Source organism: Paenibacillus sp. FSL F4-0100 (assembly GCF_037993005.1).
Lineage (GTDB): Bacteria > Bacillota > Bacilli > Paenibacillales > Paenibacillaceae > Paenibacillus_AQ.
The window spans coordinates 1,804,429-1,822,271 of sequence record NZ_CP150303.1 but is presented as its reverse complement, the minus strand read 5'-3'; the positions used below and the strand labels follow the sequence as shown (position 1 = coordinate 1,822,271).

General features: G+C 46.6%; 17 protein-coding genes and 1 riboswitch. Of the genes, 8 read left to right on the top strand and 9 right to left on the bottom strand.

What is annotated here, in order from left to right:
- Positions 1-83: 83 nt before the first annotated feature.
- The 3 genes from MHH48_RS07885 to MHH48_RS07875 form a co-directional block, all read right to left on the bottom strand.
- Positions 84-788 (bottom strand): glycosyltransferase family A protein, encoded by a 705-nt coding sequence (locus tag MHH48_RS07885; RefSeq protein WP_076323044.1) that lies wholly within the window; start codon positions 786-788, stop codon positions 84-86.
- A 354-nt stretch (positions 789-1,142) separates the two neighbouring features.
- Positions 1,143-1,724, bottom strand: coding sequence for a WIAG-tail domain (locus tag MHH48_RS07880; RefSeq protein WP_076323043.1), 582 nt, complete (start codon positions 1,722-1,724; stop codon positions 1,143-1,145).
- A 72-nt stretch (positions 1,725-1,796) separates the two neighbouring features.
- Positions 1,797-2,942, bottom strand: a complete 1,146-nt coding sequence (locus MHH48_RS07875) for a glycosyltransferase family 4 protein (protein WP_076323042.1) — start codon at positions 2,940-2,942, stop codon at positions 1,797-1,799.
- A gap of 292 nt (positions 2,943-3,234) precedes the next feature.
- On the opposite strand from MHH48_RS07875, the gene MHH48_RS07870 reads away from it, so the two are divergent.
- Complete coding sequence (locus MHH48_RS07870) at positions 3,235-4,338, top strand: YheC/YheD family protein (RefSeq protein ID WP_076323041.1); 1,104 nt, start codon at positions 3,235-3,237, stop codon at positions 4,336-4,338.
- Positions 4,339-4,393: 55 nt separating this feature from the next.
- Here MHH48_RS07870 and MHH48_RS07865 read toward each other — a convergent pair whose 3' ends face one another.
- The 4 genes from MHH48_RS07865 to MHH48_RS07850 all read right to left on the bottom strand — a co-directional run bounded on the left by MHH48_RS07865 (position 4,394) and on the right by MHH48_RS07850 (position 10,734).
- Complete coding sequence (locus MHH48_RS07865) at positions 4,394-7,078, bottom strand: DUF5704 domain-containing protein (protein ID WP_256720557.1); 2,685 nt, start codon at positions 7,076-7,078, stop codon at positions 4,394-4,396.
- Positions 7,079-8,072: 994 nt separating this feature from the next.
- Positions 8,073-9,272, bottom strand: coding sequence for an S-layer homology domain-containing protein (locus MHH48_RS07860; protein ID WP_076323039.1), 1,200 nt, complete (start codon positions 9,270-9,272; stop codon positions 8,073-8,075).
- 325 nt (positions 9,273-9,597) lie between these two features.
- Positions 9,598-9,996 carry an HTH domain-containing protein gene (locus tag MHH48_RS07855; RefSeq protein WP_076323038.1) on the bottom strand — a complete coding sequence of 133 codons (399 nt, stop codon included), beginning with the start codon at positions 9,994-9,996 and terminating at the stop codon, positions 9,598-9,600.
- 114 nt (positions 9,997-10,110) lie between these two features.
- The gene (locus MHH48_RS07850) at positions 10,111-10,734 is read right to left on the bottom strand and encodes a hypothetical protein (RefSeq protein WP_340390668.1); all 624 of its coding nucleotides are present in this window, start codon (positions 10,732-10,734) and stop codon (positions 10,111-10,113) included.
- Between the two features lie 267 nt (positions 10,735-11,001).
- Between MHH48_RS07850 and MHH48_RS07845 the strand changes: the two genes are divergently transcribed.
- Positions 11,002-12,359, top strand: a protein-coding gene (locus tag MHH48_RS07845; protein WP_144023455.1) for an IS3 family transposase whose coding sequence is annotated in 2 segments (ribosomal slippage) — positions 11,002-11,455 and positions 11,455-12,359 — 1,359 coding nt in all. Because the reading frame shifts where the segments join, the coding sequence is not laid out codon by codon here.
- 119 nt (positions 12,360-12,478) lie between these two features.
- Here the strand turns inward: MHH48_RS07845 and MHH48_RS07840 are convergent.
- Both MHH48_RS07840 and MHH48_RS07835 read right to left on the bottom strand, forming a co-directional pair.
- Complete coding sequence (locus MHH48_RS07840; protein WP_076323034.1) at positions 12,479-13,213, bottom strand: hypothetical protein; 735 nt, start codon at positions 13,211-13,213, stop codon at positions 12,479-12,481.
- A 202-nt stretch (positions 13,214-13,415) separates the two neighbouring features.
- Entirely contained in the window at positions 13,416-13,574 is a 159-nt protein-coding gene (locus MHH48_RS07835; RefSeq protein ID WP_179090640.1) for a hypothetical protein, read from the bottom strand.
- Positions 13,575-13,794: 220 nt separating this feature from the next.
- On the opposite strand from MHH48_RS07835, the gene MHH48_RS07830 reads away from it, so the two are divergent.
- From MHH48_RS07830 to queF, 6 genes are all read left to right on the top strand, one after another.
- Positions 13,795-14,247, top strand: a complete 453-nt coding sequence (locus MHH48_RS07830; protein ID WP_076323033.1) for a hypothetical protein — start codon at positions 13,795-13,797, stop codon at positions 14,245-14,247.
- Positions 14,248-14,302: 55 nt separating this feature from the next.
- Positions 14,303-15,007, top strand: a complete 705-nt coding sequence (locus tag MHH48_RS07825) for an AIM24 family protein (protein WP_076323032.1) — start codon at positions 14,303-14,305, stop codon at positions 15,005-15,007.
- A gap of 111 nt (positions 15,008-15,118) precedes the next feature.
- Positions 15,119-15,150, top strand: a riboswitch (PreQ1 riboswitch).
- A gap of 134 nt (positions 15,151-15,284) precedes the next feature.
- Positions 15,285-15,962: a 7-cyano-7-deazaguanine synthase QueC gene (queC, locus tag MHH48_RS07820; protein ID WP_076323031.1), complete on the top strand. Its 678-nt coding sequence runs from the start codon at positions 15,285-15,287 to the stop codon at positions 15,960-15,962.
- Positions 15,959-16,450: a 6-carboxytetrahydropterin synthase QueD gene (gene queD, locus MHH48_RS07815; protein ID WP_076323030.1), complete on the top strand. Its 492-nt coding sequence runs from the start codon at positions 15,959-15,961 to the stop codon at positions 16,448-16,450. The genes queC and queD overlap by 4 nt, the downstream gene beginning before the upstream one ends.
- A 73-nt stretch (positions 16,451-16,523) precedes the next feature.
- Complete coding sequence (gene queE / locus MHH48_RS07810; RefSeq protein WP_256720566.1) at positions 16,524-17,234, top strand: 7-carboxy-7-deazaguanine synthase QueE; 711 nt, start codon at positions 16,524-16,526, stop codon at positions 17,232-17,234.
- 70 nt (positions 17,235-17,304) lie between these two features.
- Positions 17,305-17,802, top strand: coding sequence for a preQ(1) synthase (queF, locus tag MHH48_RS07805; protein ID WP_009591586.1), 498 nt, complete (start codon positions 17,305-17,307; stop codon positions 17,800-17,802).
- Positions 17,803-17,843 lie beyond the last annotated feature (41 nt).

The following is a 17,843-nucleotide window of genomic DNA, read 5'->3' as shown; positions in this document are numbered from 1 at the left end:
ACATAACTCTCCTTCGCTCATCATATTTTTCAACATATGCTTCGACAAGCTTTCTGGTGCCATGAATAATGCCGTCTTTCGAATCAGGTGAATAGATCCTTAGCCTGCAGCATCGTTCTATATTGCTGTGGAACACGTCCTAACCATTCGCTTATGCTTTCCTGTAATGATGGACTCCCTTCATCTAGTCCTCCAACATCCGATAACAGCTCCGGGCGGAACAGAGCACAGCACGCATTTAACCGATTATGAGTATCCACTTCATCCCTAGGCAGTATGGGGGTTCCTGACTGTGCAAAACTCACACAAACCGTTTTGATAGCGGGGGCATGTTCCAACTCATCCGTCAGACCGCCAATCCAGTTATCCATAACAGGTGTACAGCCATATAGAATAACTAACTTCTTCCCGTGTGCAGCACGAAGTGCCTTATTAAGAACAACCCCTATGCCTTGATCACTTCTCCCGACAATGTGTCGTACCGCTCCGATACGGCCGCGTGCATATTGCCTTGTTCCTTCCGAGGATCCGGCATCAGCGATGAGCAGCTCATATGGATGCGGCGTTAAGGCTTCGATTCTTCTGATCTTGCCAATGGCATCTTCATTTGGATCATGAATGGGGATAATGATGCTGATGCCGTCAAATGAGCAATCTCCGTTATTTTGTCCGTGTTGAACGCCATAAGAATAGCCAACGATAAATCCATCCTTCCGTCCTTCAACCGGATCAGCTTTGGGAAGAGTCGCCGATAAAGATGTCCGTAAGCGAGCGCCTCGTCTCCTCATCGTAAAAAGTCCTTCATATAAATTCCGCCTCCCGTTTCTCATCACTGCGTGAGGACCGAATAATCTTTTGGCAATTCATTTCTATTATATGTTGACTTTCTCGCTCCGTGACGGCATCCGCAGGGACCATTCTATCCTCTAGACACATCATAATCTGTAATTATGTATACAACTTGATTGGAGCAGCATTACGCGAATACTGAGAGTAATACGGGGAACTCCTTAAAAATCACTTCCGCGGATGATTGGCACTTGAATCTCCGGAATGGCATCTTCAGCATGTTTACGATTTTGATCCTCCCTGCTTACTAAAAAGGATGGGTGGAATCTCGCTTCCCCCATCCTTCTACTCCCTTATGTTTCCATCCGGCCTATTGAAATCCAGTACAACCAGCCTTCTGAGATCAATGTACCTGCTGGTCGTGTAATTCCGATGGCCACCTCCTCATGCTGCCGTTTTCGAATGCCAGCTTGAAACACTGGATCACTGCACGATGCCACCACTACGTAATGTTCATCTTGATAAGAGGTCTGAAGTGGTACTGTAATTTCGATCGCTTCATGTTCATCGGGAAAGGTAAAGGGGATATATCCAAACTGCTGAAGTAAAGGTGTGTCAGGTATCCCTTGGACCGGATTAAATGAAAGATGACTCGGTTGAACCGACTCAAGTGCTAGTTTGGAAGAAATGATGGATTCGGATGACAAATGAATACTGTGTATGGCATAATCCTCAATCGCCTCACTTCTTACACTACGATGCTGCAGATGGGAAGCACTGATTACATCATCAGTCAAGGCGTGATCCATCACATCCTTCTCTAAATCTGACCAGTTGGCGGAAGTTCCTCTGATGGTCATCTTCTTATAATAGCCATCGTACCGCCGAAAGGGCCTTCCCCTTCTTATCCTGGTGATCCTTCTGGCTTTGTTCACTGTCGGCTCTCTCCTCTGCTTCTAATCGTTACATTCATCCTATTCAAGAGATAGGGCTACTGCCACTGTCGGTTAGATGGTTTGCATCAGGTTAGCCCATCGTTCTGCTGTATGATCCCACCTGAAACGTTGACGTACCGTTTCACGACCGGCCATTCCGATTTGTGTACGCAGATTCTCATCTTGAAGCAATCCGTTAATCCGTTCAGCGAGTCCACCAGGAAAATCATCTCTTTGAACAAGATAACCCGTCACACCGTTCTCCACGATCTCCGGGATACCACCTGCGTTCGCAGCGATGACAGGAACCCCAGCTGCCATTGCTTCAACATTCACGAGTCCAAAGGCCTCCCTCGGCGCTGAGGGGACAGCCACAATATCAGCAAGCGAGTACCAGTCTGCAATCGCTGGATAAGGGACAAAGGGTCGAAAGTATACCCAATGCAAATAAGGTCCGGCAGCTTTTTTCAGTTCCCGGACATAGGCGGTTTCACGATCGGATCCGTAAGCCGCACTTCCGATAATAAGCAATAGAACATCTGGATGCTTGTCAATAATATGTGGCAGTACGTCAATCAGATGGTGAACCCCTTTGTCAGGGATAAGCCGTCCCGCAAACAGGATGATACGACGTCCACTCCATCCGTAATGAGCAAGCTTTGCCTCTTTTAGGGCCTTGGCAGCAGGGCTGAATGCCGGGGTAAAATGATCAAGACTAACACCAAGATGATTAATCGTGATCTTCTCCAAAAGCCAAGCATGTCTTGAAGTAATATCCTCCAGCAGAAAACGGCTGTTTACTACAATGCCGTCCATCCAGCGGGCAATGTTCCCAAAGCGCTGCTCGCTCATATATGGAGGCATAATAAATGTATTGGAATGAAGATTAAGTACGACTTTCACATCCGGCAGATGCATTTTGAGGCGCTGGGCCAGCAGCGGCCGATTGTGAACTTCAATAATATCCGGTCTCCACTTCTGAAGTCTCCGCAGCAAGGAAGGATAATAATTCGTACCAGATGGCAGGCGGTAGCACGGAACGCCGTTAATCGTGTCTTTTGAAGGGAGCCCTTTTCCCAGCACTCCGAATATGCGCACATCCATGGTACCCTGTGCCAATGGAATGGTCTGCTCCACTACCCGCTCGACGGAGCTGCTCCTCCCCGATGGAATAACAAACGATCCCGGCGTCACAACCGCCACCTTCCGCAAACCCATAACTCCACATCCTTCTCACATCTTATCTATATGAAAAACACCTGCTGATATATCAAAGGTATCAATCCCCTTGTACCAGTAGCGTTTCGTTGCCTTATTCAAAAAAAAAACGCATACCTGTCATTTGTATGGTCTGATACCTTAACATATACCGGATCAGGGTCTATTGGTGACTATTATCCAGTAAAGAATAGGCCAACCACGGGCGACACCCGTCCACCCGGGACAATCTTTCTTATGCATACGATGTGGTACAAAGACTACATGATCTGTGGTAACAAGGAGGATGACCATGCATCTGGAATATGTCGGCATTCTACTCAACAACAATACGTATCGCAGAATTTCCAGCGGGGAAACCGGCACTGAATCACTGACCAATTATGAAGAAGCTGCTGCCGTGAACGGGTTGATTCCTTGTTTTTTTACCATTCATCATATTTCACTAGAGACTGGAAAGGTGACTGGTTATATTCCGGCTCCAGTTGGATATTCACGAGTGCATATCCCCCTCCCGCGTGTTGTTCATATGCGAGCTATTTATCATAAAAAACAGGAGCTGGCGCTGATTGATCAACTAATCAATCGCGGGATATTTATTTATAACGGGCGTACACGCTACGGTAAAAACGTTATACATCATATGCTGGAGCAGGACCAGGGGATATCACCATCCCTGCCTCATACGGTTAAAGCTACCCCCGCCTCGATTCACTCCATGCTTAGTCAGCACGGGGATCTCGTTCTAAAGCCATGCAATGGAAGCATCGGGGTTGGTATTATGCGATTGAAAGGTAACTCCCTACGCAGTCAATTCACTTACTCCCGCTCATTACCATCGGCCAAGGGGTGGAGAACGGTTACCCTGCCGCCCGGAAAGCTCCATCCCCTGATCTATCAGCGGATCAGGAAAGCTCCATTCCTTGTACAGCAGCGCATTCCGCTTGCCGAATATGATGACCGCCCCTTTGATATCAGAGTTACCGTTCAGCGCGGGGGAAGCGGGCGCTGGGAGGTCGCCGGCATGTTTGCAAAAACATCGGCCCCACGAACGTTCGTCTCCAACATTGCTCAAGGCGGCTCAGCTTATCGGGTACCGGACATATTATCCAGCTGTTTGCCTGGTGTGCCTGTCGGGCCAACCATAGAAAGAATCGCTGAGTTTTCCCTCCACATCGCCAAAACGCTATCCTTGTTTATTCCGTTTGCCGCTGATTTTGGAATGGATATTGGCATTACCGAGGTTGGAAAGCTCTATTTCATTGAATGCAATGGCTGCGATCAACGTTATGGTTTTTTGGAGGCTGGGATGGCAGATGCATGGAAATGCTCATACCACAATCCAATGGCCTTTGCCCGTTATCTCTATGATAACGGTGTCTGGCCGCATTATTGAATTGCAAAAACCAGCTTCTCCCTAAAGATCAGGGAGAAGCTGGTTTTTCACGATTTTAATGAGGCACCTGGGATTTAAAATCTCCTTTACTGGATTTATCGGCATGATAAAATACGACGTCCCCGTCCATAAGAGAAAACCGCTTACCATACGGATCGTTATACGTGCGGCTGTACCCTTCAAGCTGCCATTGATTCATGAGCGGACCATGAATGTATTGCAGATGGGGTTTGGCCGTATTGCCCTCCCGGATCGTCTCGATGTTGAAATTGACCACGATATACCCTTTTTTGAGAAAAATCGAGGATTTCTCGTCCAGTCGGTTCGTCCGTCCATAAGCGGCCAGGTCGGTCCCTTTCTTCACCACATACACATCGGCAGGAAGACTGTATTCACCATACCAGCGCTGTACAGCCGCGTTGGCCCGCTCCGTATCAACGGAGGCAGGCAATCCTGACTTCGGGCCGATCAGTGTGCGTATTTCGAATGGCAGCAGCATCCAGTCGAGCCGCCCTACCCAGGTCTTGCCCTTGCTGATCTTCTCCAAGTACTGCTTCATGTAGGCTGCCGCGGACATCCCCGCCGGGGCTCCGCCGCGGTTGTACAAATACGATGCGGTATCCTGCAACTCGCCTTGCGGAACATTGCGCAGCCTGTCATTCAGAATGACATAACGCTTCTCCGTGTCCTGCGGGGAACCGATCCGAATGAACTTCCGGTTTCCGCTGTGGTAATACAGATCAACAGGCTGCCGTCCGCTGCCGCCCTGATTAACGAAATAAAAACTCGGTGTAATTGAAATGCCGTCTTGTACACCAAACATATTGCCCTTCGTCTTTAAATCGAATTTGAAGTGGTAGCCTGTCTTTACGGCCGCATTCTTATACCCCTGTGCCGGATGTTTGCCCGGTGCGATGGGAAGTGTGTACGGAAGCGAGTTCCCGCGTGCTCCACCGTCAATATCCCGAAGTCCTGTCCAATAGGACGCACCACTTGGTGTTGCATTCCCTTTTTGTTTGCGGAAGACCGTCTCCCAGTTATAATCGGCAATATCCGTGATATGGAAATCATATACGCGCCCGATCACTTCAACTGGTTCAATATCCGTAGCCACATGGTGAGCCAAATCCAGGTTCGCGCTGGGCTGTGTCGTAAAGTCGGAAGGAGCGTTCTCCGCAATCGTACGGAAGTATACCTGATAATCACCCTCATCCACCCATACCGGCAGGAAAAACTCCGTGTCCAGCTGAGCCGTCGGGATTGTGATCCAGGTGTCTTTGGGATAAAAGGTGCTCCTGTCGCTGCTGTAGACATCGAACGGAAAATAGACCTGCTTCGATCTTACATATTTCGCATAGTCTCGATCTCCGTATCCCTGGATATTCCGATGCTGACCCGAGGTAGGAATACGCACCGTAAACGGCCTATCCAAGATGAATGCAGACCGGTCCGGGTTCGGGGTCGTCTTCTGATTGTGGGCCTGATCATCCGTCACCGACGAATAATTGACTACCGGCGTATGGACGGTGACGGTGTTAATGGCATTGACCGGAAATGATTGATTAGACCCGCCATTAATGTTGCCGGGTATGAGATCATATTCAATCGTTCCTGTGCTCGTCGTATTCGCTTTATTCAATAACGTATTGCTAATGAGATAGTTTCTGCCGTATAGGACGTCTCTTTGAATCGTCGCAGCCGGAGGAATGATCCCTGGTGTTGGTGCCGTCCCTTGCGCCCAGCTGTCACTCATTACGGTAGATCCGTTAAACAGGACTCTATCGTTTTTCACTTGGTTTTGACCTACAGCCGACTCCGCTACGGATGTAAAATCCGTTGTCGGTACTGCTGGCCTGCTCGAACCGCCTGAAACGGTTTCCATCCCTAAATCCACTTCTTCGCATGATGCAGGCTCCACATGATCGTCAACATTCGCGCTATGATCGGATGTAAGGACAGGAGGGGTGTAACCGGTTGGAGTAAGGCTCACTGAACCACCCGGTAATGCATAATTGCTAACGGTTGTTTTGGCTAACTTATAGACCTCCAGGTTATCGATTTGCCAGTAGGAATACGGCCTCGTTATCGTAACTTGTTCTTCTACCGGGACCTCTTCTTCCATGGGTTCATCAGGCGTGCCGGGATCATCCGGACCCGAGCTTGGTTCTCCCGGTATCGTCCAGGTGAGAATGTACGTCTTTTTGACGGGAACGGTGTAGGTGATTTCCCCCAACAAGTTCGCCCATTGGTTCTTGTACAGATAATTGAGTCCGAAAACATTGACGTATAAGGATTCCGAAGTCGGTATCCCGTCCAGAACATCAAACTTTTCAACGTCTCGATTGTCCGCCTTAATTACGCCCGTTGCCACAGGGTCCATAACCGTATGCGATGAAACAGTTCCCTTTCTCGCAGCACCGATTTGGATTCCGCATGTGTTGGGTGGGCCACCTGGTCCTCCCGGATCTCCTCCACCGGTATTCCCGCAAGACGAGCCTGTCCCAACCTGAATCGAGGTATCGGCGGTTTCATCCAGTGCCTGGGCAGTATCTTTAAAATGAGCCGTAATCGTCGCTTGCCCTGTCGTTGCTACGGCTGTCACTACACCTGAAGCATTGATAGTCATGACACTGCTATCCGAGCTCCGCCAGGTTAACTTGTCGTGTCTTTGCAGATTGTATGTACTTCCGTCTACCTTCGTTAATTTCGCTGTGAGCTGAATGGTACCGGACGGTGGCACGCACGTCGCGCCTGTGATTTCTAAGCCTGATGTTCCATCTGCAAAGGTGGCTCGAAGGAGTTTGTCTTTGTACATATAAGTGTAAGAATCAAATGACACCCAAAACTTAGCAAAGTACCATACTTGCTTAGCTCCCGGATTTGCCCAGTATTTATTATAAGTGTCATTGTTAAAGGTTTGAGTATAATACATCCTTATACTATCAATTGAAGTAACATCTGCTATTTGACCTACTAAGGTGCTTGGATCAGTTGTCCCGGTAGATCCATGAACGTCAGGGACACGTGATGTGTTGTCAATTTTAGTATTTGAGGAACTGATATCATTTGTAGAAATAGCGTTATGTTTTATCCACGTTCCTTCCAGAGTATGCCCGGTTTCACTGATCAAAAAAGCAGTGGTGCGATTGATAGGTAAAGATAATTTATTATCGGTACAGCCAGGGTATTTGGGAAGTTGATGCCCTTGAATTGTTTCTTTTTCTACAAATCCATTACAGTTTTTATTATCCATGATAGTACCATTGGTACTTGATGCCTTCCATAACTGACCAAAATCATGACCTGCATCTGTTACTGACCATCTATCCCAGTAATATACGCCACCATAATTGGTATTATCTAAGGATGAAACCTTTAATCTTGTTCCACTAAGAGAATCCTTCCCAGCCCATGTCGTAGAACCAGCTGTGAATCCCTTGACTGATCTGATCGGGTTATTTGTACTTTTATTTATCCACTCTAGTTTTTTTATTATTTTTCCTGCAGGTGCGTTTACACTAATTCTTGTTGTCTCTAACTCCTTCTTTGATGAAAATAAAAGTCCGCTATATTCATAATCGTCAGAATTTGTTACAAAATCATACGTGATATTCTGAGTAGTTTCAGCAGCATCCACAGATTCAATTGGAGGAATGTAGATAGACACAATAGACAATAAAAGAAAAAAAACCGTTATTTTATTGATAGAGTTATTCTTAATCATGTTGAATTACCTATCGAATAAGCTTTGACTTAGATAGAGTACTCTGATAGATTGGAGCTCCCGCCGAGATTGTTTCTACCAAGACTCTTATGTTTCCATCTGTGCTAAATCCAGTTTTCGGGATGACTAGGCCATTAACATATCTTTTTGGATCTTTGGATTCAACAAGAGAAGCCATATTCAATAGCTTTCCAGTTGGTTGACCGTTATATCCCAAGATCGCTAGATTTAATTGATTAATTGGGTAGGACTTAGGTTTTTTATTTACCGGCAAATGTGACTTCAATACAATAACATAGGCTTGGAGATCATTGCTGAATACATTTTCTTTCGAACCAAACTTCCAAACCAGCTTCTCTTTACTCGGAAGAAGTTTACGATTCGGATCTTTTGGGTCGTTCCAATCAATAGCTATTAGTTCATCTACTTGCGCTACAACGGACCCATCCTGTGCTCCAAATCGTAACTTAGATATTTTCCATGAATCAATCCCGAAATTTTTATTGTGATTATCCGGCCCATTAAAAATCTCTGGTGCCACCGAGAAAATATTCGTCTTATGCCAATACACTTCAGCCGCAGCTACGGCATATTTATCAACGGGGAGCGTCTTGCCGCTCTTTACCTGAAGCAAACGCTCTATTACCGCAATGGCTTGAGCTCTTGTCGTAGTGCCAGTAGGCGATATTACACCCGGCGCGGTCCCAGATATGATGCCATCCTTGGATGCAAGATACATCCACTGCTTGTCCTCCACATTCTTATATCCCAGCGCTTTTACCGCTAGCTTAGCCATCTCTTCACGCGTCATTCGTTCCGTCAAGTTACTGTTTCCGAAATCGCCGGCCTTATAAATTCCTGCCGATTCTGCGGCAGCCACGTAAGGAGCATACCAGGAACCTGAACTTAAGGAAGCCACCTCAATATCCATAGCTGAAACCGCCATTTTCATAAATTCCGCTCGAGTTACCTGTTTGTTAGGCAGGAATCTTTTATCCGGATAACCATCGACATAACCTCGTTGTATTGCATCTTGAATAGCCGTCTGGGCCCAGTGGCCTTGAATATCCGTAAAATAGCTCGTCTTCGTCTCACGAGACTCCGCCATTTTGTCTGCGTTGCTCTCTTGCGCTGCCTCCACCGTGTTCAGATAGAAGCTTCCGACAAACAGGGACAATGCCGTAAATACACTGATCGAGATCTTCTTCATGAATATCCTCCTATACAAGTTGTGGAATAAAACCTATGCCATTGCTCCATATCTCCTTCCTACGCCCTTGCTTAGGGACATCTACCGCCGTCTCTCATAATTGCACATCAATTACATTTTTGGATGGATGAGAGAAATTATAGTTATATTATCATATAATCATCTATTTTGGTATAATATTCCTATCCTGATTCTAATTCACTACTACATTCGCATCTCCACATGACAGTGGTTAATTCCTCATAAACTGATAAAAACCTCGACGATAGTCACATGAACATGTGTCCTTTCGTTCGAGGTTTAATTGTTACATGTAGTGGAACCGTTATAAACCGGTTGAAGATTCATCCCGGTCCCCGGCCTGAATTTCAGCTTTTTCCGCGCTTTGCTTATATACAGCAGCCAATACCTTCTCATAAGCGCTTTCAAATTCATCGGGCAGCATCGGCTTGATTTGTTCCAATATGGTCAACAGTTTAAATAGCGCCTGTACCTCCTCTTCCGTTAAACCAAGCGGGTACATTGCAAAATGCCCGATAAATGTGTAGCCTCGGCCTCGACCTTGGTGTGTGATGGGAATATGCATGGCGCTGAGGGCATCCATATCCCGATAAATGGTTCTTTCGCTGGTTCCACAACGTTCGGCAAGCTCGCGAGCCAGTATACCTGGTCTTGCTTGTACAAGGGTAATGATTCTCATTAGTCGGATCAGTCGGTCTGTCATATGGCATTCTCCCTATCTTTCTAGTAAATTAGACATATTTTGTTTGACTGCTAAATAGTACATTCGACCCTGAAATCATTTTTCCTTTTTTATATACAGATTCTTCATTCCTAGTTAATTTTTAAGTCTAAAGTCCCTCTTCCTATTCGCATTTTCAGAAGATAATTGCCGATATGTATCCAGATACAAACCAATTAGTTGATAAAGGGTCTCTGCCTCCTTCAAATAATCCGCGTCTCGAAATCGGATTGCGTATAAAAGCATCTCATCTGCCTGTCTACGAATCATTTCTTCCCCTTGAGCCAGCTTTCCCCGTTCCAGCTCTCCTCTAGCCTGCTCCAGAATGGAAGCATTCTGGTATAATTTCAGCACCTTCTCAACGCGATAATCTGCCCTTCGGTATTTCAATGCCGTATGATTGCTGAATTGAAGCGGAATCGTTCGGGATGGCTGCAAAACCACCTTCCGCTTCTGTACATCCATATATGTCCATAGAGCGGTAATCATGGGATACACCCCCGATTGCCTAGCTCCGACACTTAGCTCAAGAACCAACTGTTTGGATCTCCCTTCCGACAAAGAGCCTAAAGACAACGAAATGTTACGATCATTCAATATCTCACCTTGGCATCCATACATACGCTCCACTTGAACGCGTTCCCCTAATTGTAGGTGTAGCTGGACATCTTCAGCCATGCACTGATTAAAGCCATGGAACTGCGTTTTTTGCTTTAACACACCAGCCCTCCACTCGATCAGCAGAAAGACCTGACTAGTGCCCCCAGCGAATACATGGCTGTGGCTCCATGTAAAATCCGAAAACAAGCCAGACTGCAATACATCCACCTCTTTCCTCTTCTTCTAATAATGTACCAATACAGATGGACATCTTACTGTCATGGAACATATGTTCCTATTATTAATTCGACAAAAAAAGACCACAGCCCTAGTGAACTGCACCCCAATTGTTAGACACCATCTAACATTGGAGGTGCAGTTTTTTCTATGGCTAATTTTAGTCCGGACGAAAAATTACAAGCGGTTATACGTTATCAAAATGGATCAGAAAGCATGAAATCGATTGCGAAATCAATAGGACTTCATCATACTGTCCTATTACATTGGATTAGACAATATGAGCACCATGGTGAAGAGGTCTTTAAAAAGCGCTATACACCGTATTCCGTACAGGATAAACTAGACGTACTTAATCATATGAAAGAACACGGGACGTCTATTAGAGAGACAGCTGCAGTATTTAATATTGCCAGTCATAGTACCATTCTAAGCTGGCAAAGAAGCTTAGAATTACACGGAATAGACGCCCTACAACCAAAGAAAAAGGGGCGTTCATCCATGAGAAAGGATCCAAAACAACTGAATGATCAAAAGCCTGTAGAGGGGTCTGTAGAGGCTTTACAAAAAGAGATAGAACTTTTGCGTATGGAGAATGCTTATTTAAAAAAGTTGAACACCTTAGTTCAAAACAAGGAAAAATCACCAAACAAGACAAAGCGCAAGTAGTCTATGAACTAAGGAACGAAATTTCGGTGAAAGCACTTCTGCAGCTCGCAGATATCCCGCGTAGCACGTATTACTACTGGGTGAATACATTCGGTATGCCGGACAAAGATTCTGAGTTAAAGGACGTTATTCAAGCGATTTACGAGGAACATCAGGGGCGTTACGGTTATCGCCGTATTCGAGATGAGTTAGTAAACCGCGGTCACCATGTAAATCATAAGAAGGTGCAGCGTTTGATGAACGTGTTGGGATTGAAGTGTCTGGTACGCATGAAGAAATATCGTTCATATAAAGGTTTGATTGGCAAGATTGCACCAAACATTCTAGAGCGTAACTTCCTCGCGGAAAAGCCAAATGAGAAGTGGGTAACGGATATAACAGAGTTTAAATTATTTGGAGAAAAACTATATTTATCTCCCATGTTAGATCTTTATAATGGGGAGATTATTACGTATACGATCGGTTCAAGACCCATCTATTCCCTTGTTTCAACAATGTTAGATCAAGCATTCAATCGACTAGCGGATGAAGATACGCTTCTGATTCATTCGGACCAAGGCTGGCACTACCAGATGAAACAGTATCGTCATGCCCTCAAAGAACGCGGTGTCAAGCAAAGTATGTCCCGTAAGGGTAACTGTTACGACAACGCCGTCATCGAGAACTTTTTTGGCATCATGAAATCTGAATTTCTATATATAAAAGAATTTGAAAGTATTGAGCAGTTTAAACAAGAGCTCTCTACATATATCGATTATTACAATCACAAGCGTATTAAAGCAAAACTAAAAGGCATGAGTCCGGTACAGTACCGAACTCATGCCCAACAAGTTGCCTAATAAAATAATATGTCTAACTTTATGGGGTCACTTCATAGCAGCTGCGGTCTTTTAGATATGCAGATTTTTGTCAGATGTCGGCTAAGGAAGCCTTTTACTACCTTGAAATTGACTTATTCCTACAATAAAACGGTCTGTACAATCGCAAGGAATAAAACATAAATGCCTAAAGCAATCCCTATAAATTTAATCCATTGGCTTGATCCAATGCGGTACAATTCGATAACAGCTGCGCAGTTCGCTGCCAATCCCGTCATTAAAGCAAATACAAGGATGAGGGATGCCAGCTTTAACGACATGAAACTGATCAATCCACTTACGATAAGCGCCGCTCCGAATGGCAGCTGAAAAGAGCCGATCTTCGCAATGAATTCCTTTATGTCAAGCTTCTGCTTCGTAACCATATTGCCCGTAAACCAGAAGGAACCCAATAAAATAACGGTTGAGAACAACCCCATTAAAAGCGCCCGGCTCCCCATGCCGAAATTACTTAACACGGCCGACATCATGCCCAAGCCGGAATAGATAAGCTGCTTAAAGCCAAGGCCGAACGACCAAAAGCCGATGATACTGGAAGCCATCCCGATGAGACCGTAGATTAAACCAGTCTGATCTCCCCGCATGTTCAAAGCACTCATCGGATTTTTCAATAAGTTCTTCAGGACCTGCCCATCGACTTGAATGGTTGAGGCAGTCTTGGCATCTGAAGCTGCAAATGATGAGGACGCTGTACGCTCTGGTCCCGGCTCCGCCGCTGACGCCGTGTATTTCATAGAATTCGCTGCGATGTCGTCAACGCATTGATGTGCGACGCCTTCCGTTAATTTCTTGCCGCAATGTGTACAAAATGCCATTTCTTCAAAACCCCTTCTCACATATTATGGTTTATGTATATTGGTTCATGTTACAACCTAGTATAAAGGAAAATTGTATGAATTTGTAATGAAATCTTCCATGAATCGTCATATTTATTCAGACGAATTCTCTGTTTTTTAACGCAAAAAAACCGGAGGCATTCTCCGGATTTTAGAGGCTGTGTTTTCATATAAAAGTCTATTAACCTATTTCTGCTGCCGAAACGGGCTTAGTATTCCCTATATGTCTTGGTATGCCTTGAATAGGAGCGTACGTTACTTTATCAATTAATAATCCGTTGCCCACGGGTTTTCCATTCACTGTAATCATAATTTTCTTCACGTTGTTATCTTTCATCATGATCAAAATCTCCTTTTATCTACTTTTCATTTATGATAATTCGCAGGGGATGGCTTGATAGGCGCTTACTTACATACATTACCCTTTACATGAGCAAGTTAAACAACTTGGCCTGCTAATAGATTCACTTCCACCGCAAATGTGGGTAATATATATTAATAGAAACCTGTCGGAATCTAATTCGTATTTACTATAAATAATCGAATGGTGGTGATCCCTCTTGCATAAGCCGACAAAATCCAAGCTAATTCAACTTTCTCTCATATTGCTGGTGGCGGGGGTCGCGCTGCCGGCCGGTGGACGGACCGCCAGCGCCAATTACTTTAACAATATGTATGATGATATCCAGCAGTTCTCCGGACTGCCCGATGAAATAAACCAGCTCAAGAACAACTATAACCAAGCCCTGCAGGAACTTGATAAAGCCATGATCGCTTCCGAACGGCTGCAGCAGCAAAATCTAACCCTGGCGGAACAGAACTCCAATCTTGCGGAGCAGAACCAACAATTAACCCAAATGGTAAGCCAGCTTCAGGAGGCTGAAGCCGCACGAAATCGCGGGGCGGAACGTTTAAAGACCGTGGCGATCACCGCCGTGGCATTGGCTGCCGGTTATTTTGTGATCATTCGTGCCCTGCGATTCGGCATGCGCCGAACGAACCGATCTAAATAGGACAAGCTCTGATCCAGATCCCCACCATTCAACCCAGGCAAAAGGAGGCGCGGCCATGATTATTCGAATGGAAGATGCAGCCGGCAGCGGAGCAGGACAAGCGGTCACGTTCTCCCTGACTGAAGGGGACACAGCCCACGTCCTTCATCCTGAGCAAATCGTTGCCTATCGGGGTCCCTCCTCCGGACGCAGCGACCGTCTCATGAACGTAAAAGGCATATACCGCAAGAAAAAACTGATTCGTGCCGATATTACGGGGCCTAGTCAATTTACGGCTGCGCTCCCCCCAGGCTTCAATATGCATGAAATTCAGCTGGAAGGCGAACAGGACATGCTCTATGATTTTCGGCATGTTTTCTTTTATACTAAACATGTTACGATGCAGACACGAATCCTTAAGATCAAAAACATGCTGGTCACGCGAGACGCCATTAAGATGAAGTTTTCGGGAAATGGCAGTATCGGGATTTTGACCCAGGGTCCCGTATGCAAAGTCAAGCTGCATCCTACCGAGCCATTGTATGTGGACGCCGGGAGCATCATCGCCTATCCCGAAGCGGCCAAGCTGGACCTGACCGTATATGGCAATCATCTCGCCAGCCAGCATATGAACTATCACTGGAAGCTGACCGGTGACGGTTATGTGTTATTTCAAGCAGGACGCCAGAATCAGCGGCTCGTGGACGAATTAAATGACGAGGGCATCATCAAGCGTTTTCTGCGGGAAGCAATTCCCTTTGGCGGAGTGTTTATCAAATAATCGGGCCGTGTTATAATGGAGGGCGTAATCAGACTGTATGCTGGATATAACACCCACTGCGGTCACAAGGACAAACAGAAGACAATCCATACGCCTATCGCGGTGTGTGGGAGAGGTTCGTGAACTCCCTCTATAAAAAACTATCGTGTCTTATTCGGTGTTACACCCTAAGAATAAGGCTTGTTTTTTTACGGATTCAGTTCAATGAACTTCTCTTTCTTCTAGAGATTCAGCCCTTTCGGCTGTTCTTAAATTATGAAGGATGAGAGGTTTTTTTATGCTTAAAAATGAAAAAGCGGTCGTTGTTTTCAGCGGTGGTCAAGACAGCACCACCTGCCTGTTCTGGGCGAAGGAACGCTTCGCCGAAGTCGAAACCGTCACCTTCGATTATGGCCAACGCCATAAGCTTGAAATAGAATGCGCGGCACACATCGCCAAGGAACAAGGCGTGAAGCAAACAGTGCTTGATATGAGCCTGCTTAATCAGTTGTCGCCGAATGCGTTAACGCGCAGCGATATCGAAATTGCCGAAGGCGACGGTTTGCCTACTACGTTTGTGGAGGGACGAAACCTGCTGTTCCTCAGCTTTGCTGCTGTACTGGCCAAGGGCATCGGCGCAAAACATCTGATCACGGGCGTATGCGAAACGGATTTCAGCGGTTATCCCGATTGCCGGGACAGCTTCATCAAATCGCTCAACGTTACGCTGAATCTGGCCATGGATTACCCGTTTGTCATTCACACACCGCTCATGTGGCTCGACAAGTCGGAAACCTGGGAGCTCGCCGACCAGATGAATGCACTCGAATACGTTCGCGACCATACGTTAACCTGCTACAACGGCATCAAGGGAGACGGCTGCGGGGAATGTCCTGCATGCAAGCTGAGAAAAGCGGGGCTCGACAACTATATGCAGCGACGTAACCGTGTGTCTGAAGGGGGGCGCCTGGTATGAGCCGCGAGCCCGGGGCTTTCCGCATTGTAGAGCAACTGCAGAAGCTTGGCGAAGACATCGATGCCGGAAGCCTGCGTTACCACCGAAAACGGGTACTTGTCTCCAAAGAGTTTACCTTTGATGCTGCCCATCATCTGCATTGCTATGAGGGAAAATGCAAGAACCTCCACGGCCACACGTACAAAGTGGTCTTCGGTATCAGCGGTATTCCCAATGAAGTCGGCATTACCGTGGATTTCGGGGACATTAAAGATTGCTGGAAAACGGATATCGAACCTTATCTGGATCACCGTTACTTGAACGAAACCCTGCCGCCAATGAACACAACAGCGGAAAACATGGTGGTCTGGCTGTTTGAAAAAATGGAGGAAGCCCTCCGCAGCAAAGAGTCGCACGAGCGACAAGGCACACGAACCGAATTCGTTCGCCTGTTCGAGACGCCGACCAGCTACGCTGAGGTCAGACGGGAGTGGATGATCGATGAATAATGTGCATGTAAAGCATGAGAACGATTCAAGTGCCTCCTCCCCTGTCATCGCGGTGGACCGTCCGATTCCCGTGATGGAGATTTTTGGTCCTACCGTTCAAGGTGAAGGCATGGTCGTTGGCCGCAAGACGATGTTCGTTCGTACGGCGGGCTGCGACTATCGCTGCTCCTGGTGCGATTCCGCATTTACGTGGGACGGGTCCGCCAAGGACACCATTTCGCGCATGAGTGCAGATGAGATTTGGCAAGAACTGTACCGGCTGGGCGGAGAACGCTTCGATCATGTCACCCTGTCCGGCGGCAATCCCGCTCTTCTCTCCCAGCTCGGCACGCTGGTGGATGAGCTGCACCGACACGGAATTACCGTTGCCGTGGAGACCCAAGGTTCACGCTGGCAGGATTGGCTGAATGATATCGATGAAGTCACCATCTCCCCCAAGCCACCAAGCTCGGGTATGGATACGGACTGGGGCAAGCTCGATGATATCGTCTCCCGGCTGTCCGCTCGGGCACCCGGCAGATCCTTCAGCCTCAAGGTTGTCGTGTTTGACGATAAGGACTTGAGCTATGCGGAAACAGTCCATGAACGATACCCGAATGTGCCGTTTTACTTGCAGACCGGTAATCCCGATGTAGGTACGGGTGATACCACTTCGCTGGTCTCCCATTTGCTGGATCGGTACGAGTTGCTTGTCGATGCCGTCATGCGATCCGATCGGTTGAACGATGTGCGTGTCTTGCCGCAATTGCACACGCTGGTCTGGGGCAATAAACGCGGAGTGTGACGGTTGTCCTAAAAATACGCTACACCTGATTGAGCATTTATTAATATATTTATAAAGGAGCTACACCTATATGGCTGGAAGACAAAAAGAAGAAATGGAAGACGTCACCCTGCTTGGCAACCAAGGCACGAAATACACGTTTGAATATGATCCCGGCATTCTGGAGAGCTTTGACAACAAGCATCCCTACCGGGATTACTTCGTCAAATTCAACTGTCCCGAATTTACAAGCTTGTGCCCGATCACAGGCCAGCCGGACTTTGCGACCATTTACATCAGCTACATTCCGGACATTAAGATGGTGGAGAGCAAATCCTTGAAGCTGTACCTGTTCAGCTTCCGTAACCACGGGGATTTTCATGAGGACTGCGTCAATATCATCATGAATGACCTCATCAAACTGATGGATCCAAGATATATCGAAGTATGGGGCAAATTTACCCCGCGGGGTGGCATTTCCATCGATCCGTATTGCAATTACGGTCGTCCGGGAACCAAATACGAGGAGATCGCCGCGAACCGTCTGATGAACCATGACCTGTATCCGGAAAAGGTGGACAACCGCTAGGAAGCTGAAGCCTTTTTCCTGAATACGTCAGTCCCATTTTC